Origin of the sequence: Streptococcus suis YS56, assembly GCF_000440115.1 — a bacterium.
GTDB classification, from domain to species: domain Bacteria; phylum Bacillota; class Bacilli; order Lactobacillales; family Streptococcaceae; genus Streptococcus; species Streptococcus suis_L.
The window spans coordinates 50986-69856 of the sequence record NZ_ALMY01000069.1 but is presented as its reverse complement, the minus strand read 5'-3'; the positions used below and the strand labels follow the sequence as shown (position 1 = coordinate 69856).

General features: G+C 40.9%; 16 protein-coding genes and 1 riboswitch. Of the genes, 2 read left to right on the top strand and 14 right to left on the bottom strand.

Features of this window, described 5'->3' with window-relative positions:
- Window positions 1–27: 27 nt before the first annotated feature.
- Entirely contained in the window at window positions 28–99 is a 72-nt protein-coding gene (locus SST62_RS1000000113100; RefSeq protein WP_133057281.1) for an SHP2/SHP3 family peptide pheromone, read from the bottom strand.
- 81 nt (window positions 100–180) lie between these two features.
- Between SST62_RS1000000113100 and SST62_RS0108385 the strand changes: the two genes are divergently transcribed.
- Window positions 181–1029 (top strand): helix-turn-helix domain-containing protein, encoded by an 849-nt coding sequence (locus SST62_RS0108385; RefSeq protein ID WP_029186985.1) that lies wholly within the window; start codon window positions 181–183, stop codon window positions 1027–1029.
- A gap of 217 nt (window positions 1030–1246) precedes the next feature.
- Here the strand turns inward: SST62_RS0108385 and SST62_RS0108380 are convergent, their stop codons facing one another.
- Both SST62_RS0108380 and SST62_RS0108375 read right to left on the bottom strand, forming a co-directional pair.
- Entirely contained in the window at window positions 1247–2479 is a 1233-nt protein-coding gene (locus tag SST62_RS0108380; protein WP_029186984.1) for a CapA family protein, read from the bottom strand.
- A gap of 332 nt (window positions 2480–2811) precedes the next feature.
- Complete coding sequence (locus SST62_RS0108375; protein WP_029186983.1) at window positions 2812–3750, bottom strand: dihydroorotate oxidase; 939 nt, start codon at window positions 3748–3750, stop codon at window positions 2812–2814.
- A gap of 207 nt (window positions 3751–3957) precedes the next feature.
- Between SST62_RS0108375 and gdhA the strand changes: the two genes are divergently transcribed.
- Window positions 3958–5304, top strand: coding sequence for an NADP-specific glutamate dehydrogenase (gene gdhA / locus SST62_RS0108370; RefSeq protein ID WP_029186982.1), 1347 nt, complete (start codon window positions 3958–3960; stop codon window positions 5302–5304).
- 366 nt (window positions 5305–5670) lie between these two features.
- Here the strand turns inward: gdhA and SST62_RS0108365 are convergent, their stop codons facing one another.
- The 11 genes from SST62_RS0108365 to SST62_RS0108315 form a co-directional block, all read right to left on the bottom strand.
- Entirely contained in the window at window positions 5671–6258 is a 588-nt protein-coding gene (locus tag SST62_RS0108365) for a DUF4352 domain-containing protein (RefSeq protein WP_029186981.1), read from the bottom strand.
- Window positions 6259–6268: 10 nt separating this feature from the next.
- Window positions 6269–7117, bottom strand: coding sequence for a mechanosensitive ion channel family protein (locus SST62_RS0108360; protein ID WP_029186980.1), 849 nt, complete (start codon window positions 7115–7117; stop codon window positions 6269–6271).
- A gap of 252 nt (window positions 7118–7369) precedes the next feature.
- A complete protein-coding gene (locus SST62_RS0108355) occupies window positions 7370–8710 on the bottom strand; it encodes an alanine/glycine:cation symporter family protein (RefSeq protein WP_029186979.1) in 1341 nt (446 codons plus the stop codon).
- A 109-nt stretch (window positions 8711–8819) separates the two neighbouring features.
- A riboswitch (glycine riboswitch) is annotated at window positions 8820–8924 on the bottom strand.
- 256 nt (window positions 8925–9180) lie between these two features.
- Entirely contained in the window at window positions 9181–9813 is a 633-nt protein-coding gene (locus SST62_RS0108350) for an ABC transporter ATP-binding protein (protein ID WP_029186978.1), read from the bottom strand.
- A gap of 1 nt (window position 9814) precedes the next feature.
- Complete coding sequence (locus tag SST62_RS0108345; protein ID WP_029186977.1) at window positions 9815–11797, bottom strand: DUF1430 domain-containing protein; 1983 nt, start codon at window positions 11795–11797, stop codon at window positions 9815–9817.
- A 19-nt stretch (window positions 11798–11816) separates the two neighbouring features.
- Window positions 11817–13802 carry a DUF1430 domain-containing protein gene (locus tag SST62_RS0108340; RefSeq protein ID WP_029186976.1) on the bottom strand — a complete coding sequence of 662 codons (1986 nt, stop codon included), beginning with the start codon at window positions 13800–13802 and terminating at the stop codon, window positions 11817–11819.
- 182 nt (window positions 13803–13984) lie between these two features.
- Entirely contained in the window at window positions 13985–14842 is an 858-nt protein-coding gene (locus SST62_RS0108335) for a helix-turn-helix domain-containing protein (protein ID WP_032499410.1), read from the bottom strand.
- A 136-nt stretch (window positions 14843–14978) separates the two neighbouring features.
- The gene (msrB, locus tag SST62_RS0108330; RefSeq protein ID WP_029186974.1) at window positions 14979–15917 is read right to left on the bottom strand and encodes a peptide-methionine (R)-S-oxide reductase MsrB; all 939 of its coding nucleotides are present in this window, start codon (window positions 15915–15917) and stop codon (window positions 14979–14981) included.
- 39 nt (window positions 15918–15956) lie between these two features.
- The gene (locus SST62_RS0108325; protein WP_029186973.1) at window positions 15957–17486 is read right to left on the bottom strand and encodes an AMP-binding protein; all 1530 of its coding nucleotides are present in this window, start codon (window positions 17484–17486) and stop codon (window positions 15957–15959) included.
- A gap of 139 nt (window positions 17487–17625) precedes the next feature.
- Window positions 17626–17940 (bottom strand): thioredoxin, encoded by a 315-nt coding sequence (trxA, locus tag SST62_RS0108320; RefSeq protein ID WP_002941035.1) that lies wholly within the window; start codon window positions 17938–17940, stop codon window positions 17626–17628.
- 205 nt (window positions 17941–18145) lie between these two features.
- Entirely contained in the window at window positions 18146–18799 is a 654-nt protein-coding gene (locus SST62_RS0108315) for a GNAT family N-acetyltransferase (protein WP_029186972.1), read from the bottom strand.
- Window positions 18800–18871: the final 72 nt, after the last annotated feature.

The window sequence follows — 18871 nt, the reverse complement described above, 5'->3', positions numbered from 1 at the left end:
AAAGAATTAGGTGTACACCTAATCGATTTACCCACCAACAATGATAATGATGTCCATAATCAATACCAAAATCGGGATAAGTTTTGATATTTTCTTCATACTTGGACTTCCTTTCCGTTTTTATTTATTGTACAATAAATAAAACTAGTTCAATTTTTTGTTGGGAAAGTGGGAAATCAGATGAAATTACATCTTGGAAAAACTTTGAGAAAAGTAAGACAAGGAAAACAAATCAGTCTATGTTCTCTAGCAGATGAGCATCTTTCTAAATCACAAATATCTCGTTTTGAACGCGGAGAGTCAGAAATATCTTGTGTTCGACTTATCAATATTTTAGACAAATTAAACATTTCTCTAGATGAATTTCTTATTCTTCATGATAGTGATTATACCAACACAGAATCATTTGCTAAATTAATGCAGTATATTCGTAAACAATATTCATCGCAAAATATAGATAATATAGCCTCATTACTTTCAAACTCTTCAAAATATAATTTAAATCCGTATGTGAGAACTATGGTAAAGTCCATTCTACATACACTAGACAGTAACATTGTTCCATCAGATGAAGAGTTGCTTCAACTAACAGACTATCTCTTTAAAATTGAAAACTGGGGTTACTATGAAATCATTTTATTAGGTAACTGTGTGCGAACAATTAATTACGACTCCTACTTCCTATTAACAAAAGAAATGCTACATAATTACATCTATTCTTCATTAAATAAAACCAATAAGCGAATCGTTACTCAGCTAGCTATAAATTGTTTCATTCTTAGCATAGATATGGAAAAATTTTCAAATTGTTCCTATTTGATTAGTGAGGTAAAAAAATTATTAGACAATGAACTAAACTTTTATGAACAAACTGTTTTTCTTTATGCTACTGGCTACTTTGAATTTAAGCGATCAGGTAAAGGAATTGAAAAAATGAAACAAGCCATACAAGTGCTCGATCTTTTAGGAGAAAACAAGTTAAAATTACACTATACTAGCCATTTTGATAAACTGGTAAATAAAAAATAAGGGGAATATTTCTCTAAAATTTAACGATTTACAAATCAAGGGTGTCTCAATGAGAAGTCATCCTTCCCTTCAACCTCTCCCTTTGACCCATCTACTGCTGAGGATAGATAAAAAGCCTTGGAAACAACTACTTCCAAGGCTTTCTCTATATTCTGTTGTATCAATTACCGAACTCTTACTTCTGTTGCAATTAATCGAACTGTCATCTTCTCTCTCCTCACCATACCAAATTGACAAAGTCTTTCATTTCTTGATAGGCTGTATCCACACGCGCCTGGGTATCTGGATCCAACTGCCCATAATACTGACCGCCTTCTACCCAATCTTGCAAGATATAGGTTTGATACGCAAATTGTTCATAACCTTCTGACGAATACGTTCCCTGAGAGATACGATTCACCCAGGTTGGATGCGCTTGAGCTGTCCGAATACTTGTCTGCCCATTCTCTTTCTGAATCCTTATATCCATCAAGACACCCCGCTCGGTCCATTGGGAATTTGGTGTATCATCCATGCTTTCAATACGCTGATTGGACAGGAAATTCCCCATCGAATAGATAATCAATTTTCTCTGACCATCTTTTTCAATAATCTCTGCAGGCTCGACTACATGCGGATGCCCACCAAGAACGATGTCTGCTCCCCAATCAACCATTTGATGGTACAAACTGGTCTGTTCCTCCGTAGGCTCCAACTGGTATTCCACACCCGTCTGAGGCATGACGATGGTAATATCTGCCTCTTTCTCAGCTCGCTCAATCTCTGCCTGCATCTTTTCTTTATCAAAATCCGATAAATAGGCATCATATTCCTCCTGACTCAGCAAAGCCTCCATCCCATTGAAGCCGTAAGCATAGGCTAAAACAGCTATACGGATACCATTGACTTCCCGAATGTAGAGTGGTGCAGTTGCCCGATTGCCTTCAGCGTAGACACCGACTGTATCCACACCTGCATCTCTAAATGTATTGACAGTGGAAACCAATCCAGAAAGATGTGAGTCCAAAATATGATTGTGGGCTAAGTCCACCAAATCGTAGCCTGCATCATGGATATTGTTGGCGACAATGGCAGGCGCATTAAAAAGTGGGTAACCTGCTAATTCGACATCTGGGGAAATGGTCCCTTCAAAGTCTGCGATAGCGAAATCAGCCTGTTCTATCCAGGGCTTTACGTAGGTAAAATTCTCAGAAAAATCGTAACTTCCATCTGGCTGTTCTGCTCCTCGAAGAATAGGCAAGTGATAGAGTAAATCTCCGTGGGCCATGATGCGAACAGAATTATCTGAGCGCATTGATTCTGATGCCTGATTCAGCCTAGGAACTAGGTGCTCGCTTACAATAATAATCGCCAAGATAATAGTCGCTAAGCCACAAATAAAAAACAAATGCATCTTTGTCCGATAGGACGCATATCGTTTTCTGCGAATAGAGTTCGCCCTTTTCTCCATACCTTTACCCTCATACTCCCTACTTAAGAACCTTTGTTCAAAATACAGTCAGTAGTCCCTCAAAAAACTATTTCTGCCATAAAAGTACATCACTTATAAATAGAGGTTCTAATATTAGTATACGACATTTTTGCTAAAAAATCTAAATAAAATCAGAATTCCATCTCACAAATATATGTTTCCGACTATGTCTTCCATTCCTCAAACGATTATCAGACCGACCTTCACAGACCATTTAAAAAGAGCTAACATTATCCCTTCCTAACTCCCTAAAAGACTATCTGGGCGAACGGTACAATGTTAGCTTCTTTTTATGTCTTCAACAGATAATCTCAATCATCTAAGTGCTGTAGCTTGCCACGAAAATCTTCAATGGTCTCGTAGCCTTTTTCTGCCATAATAGCTTGTAATTCCGCAGTTATTCGTTCAAAGGCAACCAGCCCTTCCTTTTGCAGGGTTGTGCCGATTTGAACCATGCTGGCGCCGCAGAGGATATGTTCGAAGGCATCTCGACCCGTCAAAACGCCTCCCGTTCCGACAATCTGAATCTCAGGTTTCAAACGCTGGTAAAAGGCATGGACATTAGCCAAGGCAGTTGGCTTGATGTATTCCCCACCGATACCTCCAAAACCATTTTTAGGCTTAATGACAACCTGCTCATCTTCTATATAAAGACCATTTCCAATGGAGTTAACACAGTTAACAAAGACAAGGGGGAATTGATTAAAAATTGCAGCCGCTTGCTCAAAATGGACGATATCAAAATATGGCGGCAATTTGATACCTAAAGGCTTGGTAAAATAACTGAAAACTTCTCTCAGGATGGTTTCCGTCGTTTCAAAGTCATAGGCAATCTGCGGTTTGCCAGGAACGTTTGGACAGGAAAGATTGAGCTCGATTAGCCCCTTAAAGTCACTTTCCTCTACCGTTTTTAAAATCTCATGCGTTTCATCTGGTGACATACCTACAAGAGATAAAACGAATGTTCTCTCAGGCTCACTTTCCTGCAATTCCAAGAGGTAGTCCAAATAATAACGGAGTCCCTGATTGGGCAAGCCCATAGAGTTGATAGAACCAAGGGGCACATTTTGATAACGGGGTTCTGGATTACCAGCTCGGTAGTCGAGGGTTGCTGTTTTGGTCACGAAGGTCCCTGCCGAAGATTCCTTGACCGCTGCCAACTCCTCCTTGGTCATGCACCATACCCCCGCCGCATTCATCAAGCAATTGTCAAATTCAAATCCACCAAGTGTCGTTGCTGTTGAAACCATAGATTCTCCTTAATTGATTTTTCCTCATTATAACAAAAATTAGAAACGATTGACTAGTATTTTCTAGCAACGTTCGTCTTCAAGCCAAATAATTTTTTATATTTTGCATTTTTTACTTTACAAGAAAAAATCCGAGTGCTATAATAATTATCAGATAAATTAAATTGTCAGACAATTTAATAAAAAATAAAGAAATCAGGTGATCCCATGTCAAATGCCAAAGCTTACATCCAAGCTTCTTTTGAAGCAGTCAAAGCCCGCAACCCACATGAAACAGAATTCCTCCAAGCTGTAGAAGAGCTCTTCTCTACACTTGAGCCTGTTTTTGAAGCACACCCAGAATACATCGAAGAAAACATCTTGGCCCGTATCGTTGAGCCTGAGCGTATCATCAGCTTCCGTGTTCCATGGACAGACAAGGACGGAAATGTTCAAGTCAACCGTGGCTACCGTGTTCAGTTCAACTCAGCTGTAGGTCCTTACAAAGGCGGTCTTCGCTTCCACCCAACTGTAAACCAATCTATCTTGAAGTTCCTCGGTTTTGAGCAAATCTTCAAAAACGTCTTGACTGGTCTTCCAATCGGCGGTGGTAAAGGTGGTTCAGACTTTGATCCTAAAGGCAAAACAGACGCTGAAATCATGCGCTTCTGCCAAAGCTTCATGACTGAATTGCAAAAACACATCGGACCATCACTTGACGTCCCTGCAGGTGATATCGGTGTCGGTGGTCGTGAGATTGGTTACATGTACGGTCAATACAAACGCCTTCGCCAGTTTGATGCAGGTGTCTTGACTGGTAAACCTCTTGGCTTCGGTGGTTCATTAATCCGCCCAGAAGCAACTGGTTACGGTTTGGTTTACTTCACTGATAACATGTTAGCAGCAAATGGTAAATCTTTCAAAGACCAAACAGTCCTTATCTCAGGTTCTGGTAACGTTGCCCAATATGCCGTTCAAAAAGCGACTGAACTCGGTGCAAAAGTCATCTCTGTTTCAGACTCAAATGGTTACATCATTGACGAAACTGGTATCGACTTCGACCTCTTGGTGGACATCAAAGAAAAACGCCGCGCTCGTTTGACAGAATACGCTGCAGAAAAAGCGACTGCTAAGTACTTCGAAGGTTCTGTATGGAACTACGACGGCAAGGCTGATATTGCCCTTCCATGTGCGACTCAAAACGAAATCAACGGCGAGCAAGCTGCTGCCCTTGTGAAAAATGGCGTTTACTGTGTGGCTGAAGGTGCCAACATGCCATCTGACCTTAATGCTATCAAAGTTTATAAAGAAAACGGCGTTCTTTACGGTCTTGCAAAAGCTGCCAACGCTGGTGGTGTAGCCGTATCTGCCCTTGAAATGAGCCAAAACAGCCTTCGTCTTTCATGGACTCGTGAAGAAGTAGACGGCCGTCTTAAAGACATCATGGCAAACATCTTCAACACAGCCAAAGAAACTGCTGAAAAATACGACCTTGGTACAGATTACCTTGCAGGTGCTAACATCGCAGCCTTTGAACAAATTGCGGATAGCATGATTGCTCAAGGTTTGGTATAAGCTTACTTTTAGTTTACTAAACTATAATAAAAACGCCCCAAAATTGACGTGCTAATTTTGGGGGTATTTTTCATTAAAAGAAGAGAGGCTGGGAAAAAAGTCCTGCCACACTACTCAGAGTTCGTGTCAACATCTCAGCGCAGTGGTTGATTGGCAGATTTGTTCGTGTTTCACGCTCCAAATCTGACCTAATCAACTGTGCGGGGGTGGGAAGACGAACTCCTTTTAGACTGGTCGAGTTCTTTCCCACTCCCTTTTTAAAACGTAAAAATAACAGATAGGTCGATTATCAAGCCGAACAATCTGAACCAAGGAGTGTTATAAACCCACAAAATTGTGCAGTATTTAAAACTTTTTCTACAGCGATTAGATACCTTCTGCGACTAATTCCGTCCACATGGCATCTTCGTAGGTAAAACCAAAGTTTGTTTCATTATCTATACCGTAGATAAGTTTTACTTGTACTTTCTCTCCTGGCTTCAACTTTTCAACTAGATTCACATCGTAGGTCCGTAAATCTAGGGAAAAGGGAGTCTGACTAACGGGGTCCATGAGACTGAAATAGTATTCATCAAAATAGAGTTCTTCTGCGGTCGAATTTTCAACTTCCATTTCAACAACATAAGCTGTGCTGTAGTAGCTATCTACTAGTTCTACGCTATCGTCTTTGCCCATCGACGTTACGGTTACATGAAGACCGTTAGAAAAATCAACTGAGTCACCAACTTGATACTCCGTGTATTCCACAGTCTCGTCAATGTATCCGTCACTACCTGTATCCCAATTATCAAAATTTGCTGCGCTTAGGCCAATCATAAAAATAAAACAGGTTACTCCTAGGATAAAGGAGAGAACGGCGCCAGCAATGGTCGTCCAAAAGAGAGTCTGTTTGTGCAAGGGTTTCTTCTTATAATACATCTGCCCATTTTCAACGACAAAATCTTTTGTTTGCATAATAAACTCCTTATTTTAAAACAGTTGGTCCACTTGAAGGTAAATCTATTCCTGCTTGACGCAGAGCATCTTGATAAAAACCAAAGAATTGGTGATAGATCTTGTTCTGTTGACCGTTAGCTACGAAAAGATTAATACGAAATACAAACTGTCCCGAAATAGCGTTTTGGGGACCTAATACAGTCACACCTGTAATCTGGTCAAAATTGCTGATTTCTCTCAAATTGACCTCTTCTATTACGCGATAGACTTGTTCCAAATCGGTATTAAATTTGAGCGGAATATCGATTTGAGCACGCATGTCCCCTCTTGACTGATTGGACACCACTAGAATGTTGCGATTGGGAATAAAATGCAATGTCCCATCTGCATCACGTACTTGTGTTGTTCGGATTCCCATGCTAACGATGGTTCCTGAAATGGTAATGGGCCCGTTGGTTAACTTAACCACATCTCCGACGTCAAACTGTCGTTCAATTAAGATAAAGAATCCATTGACCAAGTCTGAGAGAAAACCTTGTGCTCCCAGCCCAACAGCTACCCCAGCAATCCCGGCTCCTGCAAGAAGACTGGATACCGGTAAACCGAGGATACTCAAAATACAGTAGATAAGGATAAAGTAGAGTAGGTAATTTAGGATGCTTTCCACCAGACGACTGATGGTCTTCTGACGACCAATGTCTTGTGTAGATACCTTTAGAGAGGGAACCAAAACCTTTTTCACAGAAGCTTTGGCTATCTTCTTGATAATGTAAAATGCAACAAAGAGTAAAACAAGCGATAAAACCTTATTTAGACCTGCTGTCACAATGGCCTCAATATTAAATTGAGACAAATACTTGGTAATAAAATCATTCATGAGATAATTATAGCAGAAAACATCCTAAAAGAACAAAAAGACAGCCAAGTGGCTGACTTAGAACGTAGACAAACTCCTAAAAATATTAAAAATTGAAGAAGTTTGCGAAAGATAGCAAGTCATTAAACTCTTAGAAACATTGATATTTCGCGTTTCTGAGAGTTTTTTATTTTCAACATAAAGAAAAAAGATTGAAGAAAATTGTCCAAAATGGACTTTTTCTTCAATCTGAGACAGCCAAACGACTGTCTTTTATCTTATTTTCTTCTTTGCAAAATACTGACGTGTCTCCTTGATAATGATTGGAGATAGAGCTAGTAAGGCAATCAAGTTTGGAAGAGCCATAAGCCCATTCACAATATCTGCGATAGTCCAAATCAAGTCAATCTTGAGAAAACCACCTAATGCAACCATGGCTACAAAGACTAGACGGTATGGCAAGATAGACTTGGTTCCAAAGAGGAATTCAATACAACGTTCCCCATAATATGACCAACCCAAAATAGTCGTAAAGGCAAAGAGGACTAGGCTAAGAGTTAGGGCTATAGCACCAGGCTGACCGAAAACACTTGCGAAAGACGCCTGAGTCAGAGGGGCACCAGCTAATCCTTCTGTCGTCCACTGACCCGTCACCAAAATCGTTAATCCAGTTAATGTACAGATGATAAGGGTATCAATAAAGGTACCTGTCATCGAAATCAAACCTTGCTCAACAGGATTATCCGATTTGGCTGCTGCAGCTGCGATAGGCGCCGAACCTAGACCAGATTCATTTGAAAACACCCCACGCGCAATACCACGTTGGATCGCTTCTTTTACAGTTGCCCCTACAAAGCCACCTACTGCTGCTGCAGGTGAGAAGGCAGATTTCAGAACCAAACCAAGTGTCGGCAACAGTTCATTCCAGTGAACTAACAAGACTATCAAACTTGCCAAAATATATAAAATCGCCATGAAAGGAACGATTTTGGTCGAAACATCCGAGATTTTTTCAATTCCCCCAAAGATAAAGAAAGCAATTGAAATGGCGGTCACAATGCTGACCAACTGGGGAGCTAATCCAAAACTCGAAGACATGGAAGATGCAATCGAATTAACCTGTGAAAATGTCCCCATCCCCAAAAGCGCTACGAGGACACCTGAGACAGCAAAGAAAACAGCCAAGGGTTTCCACTTCTGTCCCATCCCCAAGGTGATATAGTGCATAGGCCCACCTGCTGCTTGGCCGTTGGCATCCTTGGTACGGTATTTAATGGCTAAAAATCCTTCCGCATACTTGGTTGCCATCCCGAAAAAGGCCGCTACCCACATCCAGAAAAGAGCCCCAGGACCACCTGTAGTAATAGCTGTCGCAACTCCGACAATATTTCCTGTACCAACTGTCGCTGCCAAAGCTGTACAAAGGGCCGCAAAGCTGGACACATCTCCCTGTCCAGACTGGTCACTGGAGAAAATCAGACGAAAGGCGGTTGGTAACTTGCTAACTTGAAACATCCCTAAACGGAGTGTAAAGTAAACACCCGTACCGACCAAAAGTATTAAGAGAGGCGGTCCCCAAACAAGATTGTTGATAGCCTTAAATAGTTCTAACATAGTTCCTCCTAAGCATAATTCTTAATCCGATAAAGCTGCTGGAAAAACAAAAAGAGGCTGAACCCTTCAACCTCTAGAATCAACGTGAAAAATACAGAAAAAGCCTATTTTTCAACGCTCTGTCCTTTTACCTGAGAGTTTCAGTAGCTCTACTTTTCCAAGCAGAACTACCTTGCCCCTTCGGTGCCAAAATGGTCTCTCCAGAGTTCCGTCCATTGAACAGTCAGTTTCCCTTCTACCCAATATCAACCGGTTATTCAGTTTTATCTAATTTTATTTTAATCTAATTTCACGAAAAAATCAAGAATATTTTCTGATACTCAATGAAAATCAAAAGTAGCCTAGGAAACGAAGCCGAAGATAGAACTCTGTTACTGTCTTGTTTCAAGGTAACAGGCTGAAAAGCTCCACCGGAGCTTTTCACTCATCAAGGCTCTTGACAACGGATAATTTTGATAGAGTATGAATTTTTACAAGTCTTCCATTTTTATGATAAGGTCTGCTCGCTCCCAAATCAAAGGATTATGGGTCGCAATCACAATTAGCCGATCTGGGCTCTTCAAGGATAACAAAATATCCATAATTTCTTGGGAGCTCTTAGGGTCTAAGGCAGCAGTTGGCTCATCTGCTAAAATCAATGGAGGATTTTTCAGAATGACTTTAGCAAGAGCTACCCGCTGGGCTTCTCCTCCTGAGAGTTCATAGATAGGCTGGGACAGGTCCAGATAAGACAGACCAACTGCATCAAGTGCCTCTTCCTGCCTCAACTTCCTTTCATCTTTAGATAATTTCTGACCAATCAGTCCCAAATCCAGATTTTCTCTGATTGTCTGACTTTCTAAAAGACCAAAATTCTGAAAGAGATAGCCTAATTCCTCCCTAAAAAAGAGATGGGGCTTCAACTTTTTCAAATCCTTCCGCTTGTAGAGAATGTCACCTGCATCATAGGACTCCAACTTGGCTAAAATATTCAGCAAGGTCGTTTTTCCGCTACCACTGGCACCTATCAAGGCATAAACCTTTCCAGCCTGCAAGTCTAGCGTTACATCAGAAAACAAGCTACGTTTCCCAAATTTCTTTTGAATTGATTGGATAGAAAACATACTAGGCTCCTTTCAAAATACGGATATTCCAAGCTCCTTCTTTTCTTGTCTGCCACCTCAATAAGCAGAGAGCATTGACCATAAACAAGGCAAAACTGATACTGCTTATGAACATGTGACCTGTTACTACTATACTCGCTCCCAAGGCTAATAAAAGGGCCATTAGCTGAACCGTTAGGTATTTCTGATGAATGCACCAAAAATCCATTCCTGCAATTTCTTTGATAAAAATATCACGTTTAAACTCTTCGAAGTATAAGAGATTCATGGTATTAAACAAAACAATCGATGTCACGATACCCAAAATAGCACCCATAGAGGTTGAAATGGTCTCTATCCGAATACGGTCTAAAAGTTCCGTAAAGAGGGAGGAGCTACTTTTCACTTCATTGACAAACTGAAACAGATTTCTTTCCTTCAATTCACGTAAAAGTTTATCTCTGTTTTTAAATAGCATACTGCTATCTACTTCATTCAACCAAAAATCAGCAGATTCCTCTCCCAGACTTGACGGTGCCAGCACAACTAAAATAGGGTCTGTCAGGTATTGCACATGTTGACCAGAACGATGATTGTAGATAAATTGCTTCTGCCCATCTTTTAAATAGGCAACTTTTCCCTTAATGGTAGCTGAACTTGCTTGATTAGCAGGTCTAACCATACGATTGATATAATCTTGGTAAAGATGGAGATAAGTATCGCTTTCTGGACGCAGTTTTTCAGGTAAGAGAAGCTGAAATTCATCTTCTTGTAGAGAAGGTAATGCTTCGTCCGACAAGTCTACATCCTGTATCTGCAAATAATTTGGACTAACGTAGAGGGTGTTGCCTGCTGGATGGTAGCTGTCAAGACTTGTCCCATCTTCCAGTTGGGAGCCCATTAAATAGGCATTCAAATTACTTTTGACAAAGAGCGCGCCGTCTTCCTCCAAAGCTTGCTTTAGTAAAGGGTACCAATTTTCAGGCGAATTTAGTCCTGAGCGACCATCCGCAGAAATATTCCAAGCTAAACTATAGTAATCCCCTTCATTCTCCCACTGCTGGGCACCTACTTGGTATTCCTGCCAAATCCCTGAATAATAGACGGTTTGAGCCACACCCAATGACACCACCAGTAGAGCCAGCATTTGCCCCATAACCATAATGGTCAGGATTCCTTGCAGGGGCATCTTCCCTTTTAACAAGGGTAAAAAGTGATAGGTCCGAATGGCCAAGGTAAATGTAGCAGCGAAAAAAAGGACAATCAAACCAAGCAAGAAATGATAGCCCACTAGAGCTGCGACCAGATAGTAGACAGAATAGCCATCTAATCCAATGAGACATGCCAGTCCAACTGCTGGAAGAACCACAAATGGGATAGTTAGAGCTATCTCTTTCGCATTTTCCTGTAGAGATAGTAGAAATAAATGCCAACGTGAATCTCCTGCAATCAAACGGATACCTGCTGTACGCAACTGCCTTACATTGGCAATCACGACCAAAGCCATATAGGTAATGAGAAAGACCAGTATGGCTAAGAATTGACCACCTTGTGTCAGAAATGCGAGTAAAGTAGCAATAGTCGAAGGCTTCCGAATCTGAACCTCGTCAAAGCCAAGCGAGACAAGAAGAGAACGAAGTTCCTCTGCCGTTGCTTTTCCTTGGAAAATAAAATATTTGGTTAGGAGTGCAGACTCCACCTTTTCTGATGCCCGAAATTCCTCTAGTCCTCTCGGCAGGGGAGACTGACTAAAATTGTCATAGGAAAAGGTACGTCCACCTGATGTACTTGGCTCAATCACTCGTCTAGCAATGACACTATCCGTCCTTTGTGAATAGTCCTCTAATCGCTGTCGTACATCTGAATACGTCACGTCCTCAGAGACCGACAAGGTGGTCACAGAAGGATAGTAATAAACTAGCATAGTCTCCTTTTGGCTAACTCCCAACCAAATCATAAAGACGGATAGAATGATCGTCGATACAAGTACAAATTTTCCTTTCATTCTAACTTCACCTCATTAACTATCTGCCATTTAATACACTCAACTGGATTTTTTCTTCCCTCTTCGCTTGATTGTTCAGTAACATCCAACTATTCATCAACAGAGCCACAACTACTCCTAGGCTAACAATAACTGACTTTGTCATAAACATTGCCAAACCCATCCCAACAAGAGCGGAGCCGACTTGTTCTCCTAGATAAGAACCATGCAATTCGATAAAACGCATCCCTGCTATCCGCTTGATGGCTATTTCTCTTTTGAAGGTCTCAAAGTATAGAAGATTCATCGTATTGAACAATAGTATGGAAGTGAATATTCCAAGGATTGTCGGAGATAGGGTCATAAGAATTTCAAGTTGAACATTTTTTCTCAGGATGTTGTACTGTTGCTTGCTAGATAACAAGCTACCTATTGTGTTTTGTAAATTGTATTTGTCCAACAGTTGTTCCAGCATCTCTTTATCTTTGAAAAATACAAAATCTGGTAAGGCATTTTCCCAAAAATAGGACGTTTCTTCAAAGCTTTCAGGTGATAGAACAACAATCAACGGAGTCTGTAAAAATTGCTCATAATTTATAGGTGTGCGATTGTAAATGAACCATCGCTTCTCGTCTGAAATGTAATAAACATTTGAATGCAAACTTAGGGATCTTTCTCCATCCGCAAGCAATTTCCCTACCATGTCCTCAAAATACGCTTGGTAAACACTCGCATCATTTTGCAAACTCTTTGGTAATAATAAAGCAATTTCTCCCTTACCTAATTGCCTTATCTCTTCCAGCTGATTGAAATCGTACCGACCACCTTCTGATTGTATGTAATTCGGCGTCACATACAGCACCCTTTCTAGAGGAATTTCCTTGCTGGATTCAATGATGGTATGTTCTTTTATTGTGTTATGCCGTAAATGGTGCTGGACTAACATTACATTATTTTTCGCATATGATTCTAAAATTACATGAGACCAAGCTATTCTTTGTTGCTGAGCCATCGCTTCATCAGCTATGAATGCTTCACGATTCAAAGACAGACTAAAAACATCTTGTCTTTCTTGCCAAGCCTTTTCTCCTATCGTTAGTGTATGGAGGACTCCAACATATGTCAACGTTCGACTAGCACCAATAGAGATGATACAAACCGCTAAACACTGACCTATTAGTAAAATAGCAAAAATCGCCTTGAGAGGCAAAGCTCCCTTAATTAGCTTTTGTAACTGAGAAATGTTTAATGCAATCATGAATCCAACACTTGTCGATAAAGACAGGAACAAAAGCAAACAAGCATAAAAGGCAATACCGATTGCTACAAAACGATAATATACCATTGGCCAACCCAAAATTAAAATAGCAATCAGTCCAAAAACAAGCGCCCCTCCTGTAGCCAATGCTATATCTCTTCCATCCACTCTTAAAAAACGACTAGCAATCTGCCAACTCCTCACACCTGAAAGTATCTCTATCCCTGCTGACCGCAAGTAGACAATCTGCCCAACTACTGTCAATGCAAGATTTGTGAGTATAAAGATAATAAGGCCTAAGCTCGGAGCTCCCCTACCAAGAAATAGACTTAAACTGTTTAATAGGGTCGGTCTGTAAGTATAACTATCCACCAATCCTAGTGACTGTAAGACATTTTCTACCGCTTTGATGTCCAGATTCCCTTTTACAACATAGTAATTTTCAGCTAAGTTGGCCTGACTAGCTACTAACCTATCCGCTTTGACCAAGCCCTGTGGAAGCTCCCCCTTCCCAAAAACATCATAACTGGTAGTAGTTCGCCCACTATCATCTGTTTCTGTTATTGTCTTAGCAATTAGACTATTTTCCTTTTCAGCTAAATTTGTCAGGGCATCCGACACTTCTTCATAGGTCACTTCTTCCCCACGACTTAATATGGAAACCGATGGATAGTAATGATAAATTAAAGAATCGAGTTGCAGACTCACTAACCATATACAGAAGAGACAGATGCTAAAAGTGGATAAATAAGTAAATACTTTTTTCATAACGAACCCCATTTGCACAAAAAGGAGGTGGACTCCACCACCTCCCTATCATTAGAACCCGTAACCAAAATCAACATGTTCTCAAACATTCGTTGATATAGCTTTTTACTTTATCTTAACATATTAACAGTTAGTTTTCAACCTATTTTAATTATTTTTATAAAAGAATCTATACTTGATTATTAAATATCTTTCGATAGATATTCTTTCAAACTAAGATAACTATTTTGTGGACCAAAAAATTTGAATAGACATTCCGCTTCTCGATAGTAGGAGAGAATTTCATCTTTTGACAAAAATCCCTCTCCGACATTTGCGATTAAACAAAGCGTATCTGCCAAAAGATAACAACTCTTCTTGTCTCGCAAGATTTCGATTAGGTCTGTCAATTCATCAATTGCCTGTGACTGCCTCTTCCTTTTAAAAAGATAGTGAGCGTGATTGTAGCGAATCTTGATATACTTATGAAAACTCTCTGTGTTTGATATATCCAAGTGGCTAAGCTTTTCTGAAATCCCCTCATACAAACCGTCTAAATCCTCATCTCGAGAAGTCAAGGCATAAAAATTAACCAAGCTATTGTATACATCAAGATAAAAACTAGATGTCTTACTGATTCGATGACTAAGTTCTTCCATACGTACAATTGCAGTATCTTCCTTATGATAATGATGGAAGTCCACTATACAAGCCAGATAAGTTAAATATTCACTGCTTTCCTGCGAATGAACAGCTTCTTTCTGCTTCTCTGCCTCTACAAGATAAGCCAGTTGATCATAGGAACGAGTGAACAAAGCTTTGTCCACCAATCGTTTAAATACCGTAATATCAGGCGCTTTATCTGATACACTTTCATCAAAAAAATAGTCCATAGACACCTGTAAGCGTTGTGATAAGGCAAATAATATATCCGATGTAGGAGCAACTCCTAATTTTTCAACTCGACTAATCAAACTCTGCTCACAAATTCCCTCTGCAAGTTCCTTTTGAGTAAAGCCAAGTTCCTTTCTTCTATTTTTAAAACGTTTACTAAGAATCATTTTCATAACCTTTCCATATATGTCCCTTAAGAAAAATCTCTATACAGATTATTATATCAAAATTATCTTTCTGAACATACAATTTTAATACACAAAAAGCCTATTCTTTGCGAATAGACTTTCTGCGTTCATAAATTTATTTAAGCAACTCCAAAAACAGTCCATATCCTGCTTCTTCCATTTCCTCTTTCGGTATGAAACGAAGGGCTGCTGAGTTGATACAGTAACGGAGACCGCCTTTGTCACGCGGACCATCATCAAAGACATGACCTAGATGAGCATGTCCAGCCCGACTACGAACTTCAATGCGGTTCATGCCGTGGGAGAGATCTTGGAAATAAGTCGCAACTTCCTTGCTGATGGGTTTGGTAAAGTAGGGCCAGCCGCAGTCTGAGTCGAATTTGTCCGTCGAGAGAAAGAGGGGCTCACCAGTCGTAATATCGACATAGATGCCAGCTTGGTCACTATTCCAAAACTCATTTTCGAAGGGTCTTTCCGTCGCAGCTTCTTGAGTGACTTGATACTGGAGGTCGGTCAAGCTGTCTTTTAAGACTTGCTGGTCTGGCTTTTGGTAGTCTGCAACATCAATCAGAGGGATTTTTGCCTGTGCAAGATCGATATGGCAGTACCCTTGGGGATTTTTCTTGAGATAATCCTGATGGTAGTCTTCGGCGGGGATGTAATGCGCGAGTGGCTCCACTTCAACGGCTAGGGGGCGTCCGCCAAAGAGCTGGGACTGCTCCGTCATGACCTGCTCGATGGTCGGCAAATCAGCCTCATCTGTGTAATAGATACCAGTCCGATACTGGCGCCCCTTGTCTGGCCCCTGCTGATTGACAGAGAAGGGATCAATGACGCGGAAATAGTAGAGGAGAATTTCCCGCAAATGGATACGAGTCTCATCATAGGCTAGATAGAGCGTTTCTGCGTGGTCTGTTTGTTTGAGGAGTTGATAATTGGTCGTCTCCACCTGTCCATTGGCATAGCCAACGCTGGTGTCGAGAATACCATCGATCTGGGAAAAGTAACCTTCCATTCCCCAAAAACAACCGCCTGCTAGATAAATTTCTTTCATGTGAACTCCTTCTTATCTGCAAGCGTGGTTTCGTCACCCTTACAGATTTTTTTCTTTCATTTCTGCTTCCATTTTGAGGCGTTGAACCTTCATGGTCGCAGTACGTGGAATGTCGTCATAAGCCATCAAGATGGGTTCTTTCAATAGTGGTAGATCTGCAACCATAGCCCACCAAGCTTCCCAGTTCATCTCAGCATCTTCTGCCAGAGCGATAATCGGCTGCGGTGCACCATTGACATCGCGGATAATCACGACTTCTGATAAAAAGTCCAATTTATCCAGCAATAAATCTTCCAAGGCAAGATTGCTGTCGATGTGCTCAATGAGGTCAACCTGACGGTCTTTTAGAAGAAGTGTCCCCTCTGGAGTCATGCAGCCGTAGTCACCACTATCCCACCAAGCACCGTACACATTATCTTGGAAACGGGCATCTTCTTTATAATAGGTCACAGCACGGCCTTTTGACAGGAACTGGATATGTCCGTTTTCTCCAGCTGGGAGAGGATTCCCTTGGGCATCTGTGATGCGTGCTTCTGTGTAACCTTCCAGACCAATCCCCATATCTCGTCCACTAACTGTTCCTAGATTTTCCAAACGATGGTAACGTAAAATCATTGGACCACATTCACTTTGACCATAAACCTGCATAAAGACTGGATGTTGCATTTTAGAAGCCTCCAAGAAGGCGCGAAGCGTACCAATATTGATGGCATCAAAGGTTGAATGGTAATAACGAATGCTACTAAAGACCTCTGGTTTTTCCTTGGCCAATCTTGTCCATTGGACAAAGTTGTTAGGATGGGTTTCCAGAGCACTTGGACGATGAAGAGCAAGCGCCCGTTCAACATCATCTTTTCTTGCAGAAGAAAGCGGGTAGAGGGGGAATCCTAGCCCAATCGCCGACGACACGCCGATATTATAGCGCGAATGAACAGGAGAGATATGGAAAGCCAGTAAGCCTCTCTCCGTCATCTTGTCAAAAATAGTTTGTTGCCAAGCTACTCGCCAGCCCATGGTCTGTGCTGTGTGGCAGATTAGTTTTGGAACACCTGTCGTTCCTGAAGTATGGGTCATGTATTGAATGACATCTTCTGGCAGGAGATTTTCTTCAAAAGCAACTGCTTCTTGCACTAGGACTTGGGGTAAAAATACCTTTGTGACCAGGTCAGTTCGAGTCATTCCTGCTACACGTTCTTCCGTTTCTTGGTCGTAGACAATGAAAGACTTTTCCAATCGCTCCGCAAACACATCTAAATTTGAAGATGGCAAATGGTAGGAAATCATAACAGGAACAGCACCCAATGCCGTTACCGCTACTGCTAACAAATAGGTGTCAAAAGCTGGACTCTTATATAGAATTACCTTATCCCCATAACCAATACCTGCTACTGCAAATTGGGCAGCTCTTTTTTGAATGGCCTCAAAAACTGTTTGATAGGTATTTTCCAATCCTAATTCAGGAAAGGATGCGTAGGGTTTGTCAAAATAAATGGCAACATTTGGAAACTCTTGAGCTGCTGTTTTAAACTGACGATAAAGATTTAATGGTTTATAGCTTATGACTGTCATATATAACCTTTCTAAAAGACAATGATAAGATTATTATAACATCTTGTGCCATTCTTCACAATCTGACTTTTTGAACATATTCTCAGTTGTGAAAAAAACAAGCAGCGAATCTGAGCTCACTACTTGTCTACATTTTCAATTAACCAATCTCTGCCAAGATTGCTTTGATTTGGTCTTTGGTGTGAACACCAGCAACTTGTTTCACAACTTGTCCATCTTTTTTGAACAAAAGGGTTGGGATCGACATGATACCGAATTGACGGGCTGTGTTTGGATTTTCATCAACATCCATTTTGTAGATGCGCAATTCATCTTCATCCACTTCACCTGCTAATTGCTCTAAAATTGGTGCTTGCATGCGGCATGGACCACACCAAGGTGCCCAAAAGTCAACAAGGACTACGCCTTCTTGTGTTTCAACTTCAAAGTTTGCATCTGTAATAACTTGAACCATAATTTTCTCCGTTTCTGTTTTTCTACTATCATTCTACACCAAAAGAAAACAGAATGCGAATTTTTGCTACGGAGATAAAATTAGGTAAATATACCTATGAAAATTTCAAACGCAAGAACAAATTGGATAAGCCGAACTGAACCACAAAAATACGAGAGAGAACTGAGCATTCCTTCCACTTGCTCAGTTCATCATAAAAAGATTTTCAACTTTTTTCTGTCAAATCCACCACATAGGTTAATTCTTGATAGGCATCTTCAATGTCAAAGAGCTCCAGGTCGGCTTCCTCGCTGACTACATAGACACCTTCTCGGAGATAGTAGGGGGCTGGTTGCCCTGCTTCATCTGTAAGGGCCAATTTGGCATTGGGAAGGTCTACACCAAAACGGACATAAGGTGTGTCTTTTGGGGTACCGATGACTAGGTAATCTGAACACACTAGCTGCCCACCCCATTTCTGATACAAATGGTTAGCAGCATCGTCCTCTCTGGTAAAGATAGCTAGTTTCTGTACACCTTGCTCTCTCAATTCATTCGCTGCCTGTTCAAAAAGCGCTTGTGCAATGCCCTGCCCTTGAAAATCAGGGTGAACTGCTAGGTTAGTAAAATAAGCTGTTCGCTTACTTGGTGCGTAAATATAAGACAGGCTGCACTCTTCCGTGTAAATATCGATGTCGATTAGACCAACGATTTGCCCGTCCACTTCTGCCACCCATTCCACACGATAATCATAAACATCTTTCATTAGTTCAGGCTTTTCAGTTTCTCTATCGTCAAAAAATGGGGAAAAGAGATAGCTGAGTGCCTTACAATAAACCCAGCCCTTCTCATCGGCTGGCTGGTATTTTCTGATAATCATATAGACCTCCTCATTTTATTTTACTATTTTTTTTTAGTTTTGCAACTGTATTCAAAAGCACCTGCAACTTGC

Excerpts from the sequence above, each read along its gene's own strand:
- SST62_RS0108385 (WP_029186985.1), top strand. The coding sequence starts at position 181 with ATGAAATTACATCTTGGAAAAACTTTGAGAAAAGTAAGACAAGGAAAA.
- SST62_RS0108380 (WP_029186984.1), bottom strand. The coding sequence starts at position 2,479 with ATGGAGAAAAGGGCGAACTCTATTCGCAGAAAACGATATGCGTCCTAT.
- SST62_RS0108375 (WP_029186983.1), bottom strand. The coding sequence starts at position 3,750 with ATGGTTTCAACAGCAACGACACTTGGTGGATTTGAATTTGACAATTGC.
- gdhA (WP_029186982.1), top strand. The coding sequence starts at position 3,958 with ATGTCAAATGCCAAAGCTTACATCCAAGCTTCTTTTGAAGCAGTCAAA.
- SST62_RS0108365 (WP_029186981.1), bottom strand. The coding sequence starts at position 6,258 with ATGCAAACAAAAGATTTTGTCGTTGAAAATGGGCAGATGTATTATAAG.
- SST62_RS0108360 (WP_029186980.1), bottom strand. The coding sequence starts at position 7,117 with ATGAATGATTTTATTACCAAGTATTTGTCTCAATTTAATATTGAGGCC.
- SST62_RS0108355 (WP_029186979.1), bottom strand. The coding sequence starts at position 8,710 with ATGTTAGAACTATTTAAGGCTATCAACAATCTTGTTTGGGGACCGCCT.
- SST62_RS0108350 (WP_029186978.1), bottom strand. The coding sequence starts at position 9,813 with ATGTTTTCTATCCAATCAATTCAAAAGAAATTTGGGAAACGTAGCTTG.
- SST62_RS0108345 (WP_029186977.1), bottom strand. The coding sequence starts at position 11,797 with ATGAAAGGAAAATTTGTACTTGTATCGACGATCATTCTATCCGTCTTT.
- SST62_RS0108340 (WP_029186976.1), bottom strand. The coding sequence starts at position 13,802 with ATGAAAAAAGTATTTACTTATTTATCCACTTTTAGCATCTGTCTCTTC.
- SST62_RS0108335 (WP_032499410.1), bottom strand. The coding sequence starts at position 14,842 with ATGATTCTTAGTAAACGTTTTAAAAATAGAAGAAAGGAACTTGGCTTT.
- msrB (WP_029186974.1), bottom strand. The coding sequence starts at position 15,917 with ATGAAAGAAATTTATCTAGCAGGCGGTTGTTTTTGGGGAATGGAAGGT.
- SST62_RS0108325 (WP_029186973.1), bottom strand. The coding sequence starts at position 17,486 with ATGACAGTCATAAGCTATAAACCATTAAATCTTTATCGTCAGTTTAAA.
- trxA (WP_002941035.1), bottom strand. The coding sequence starts at position 17,940 with ATGGTTCAAGTTATTACAGATGCAAACTTTGAAGTTGAAACACAAGAA.
- SST62_RS0108315 (WP_029186972.1), bottom strand. The coding sequence starts at position 18,799 with ATGATTATCAGAAAATACCAGCCAGCCGATGAGAAGGGCTGGGTTTAT.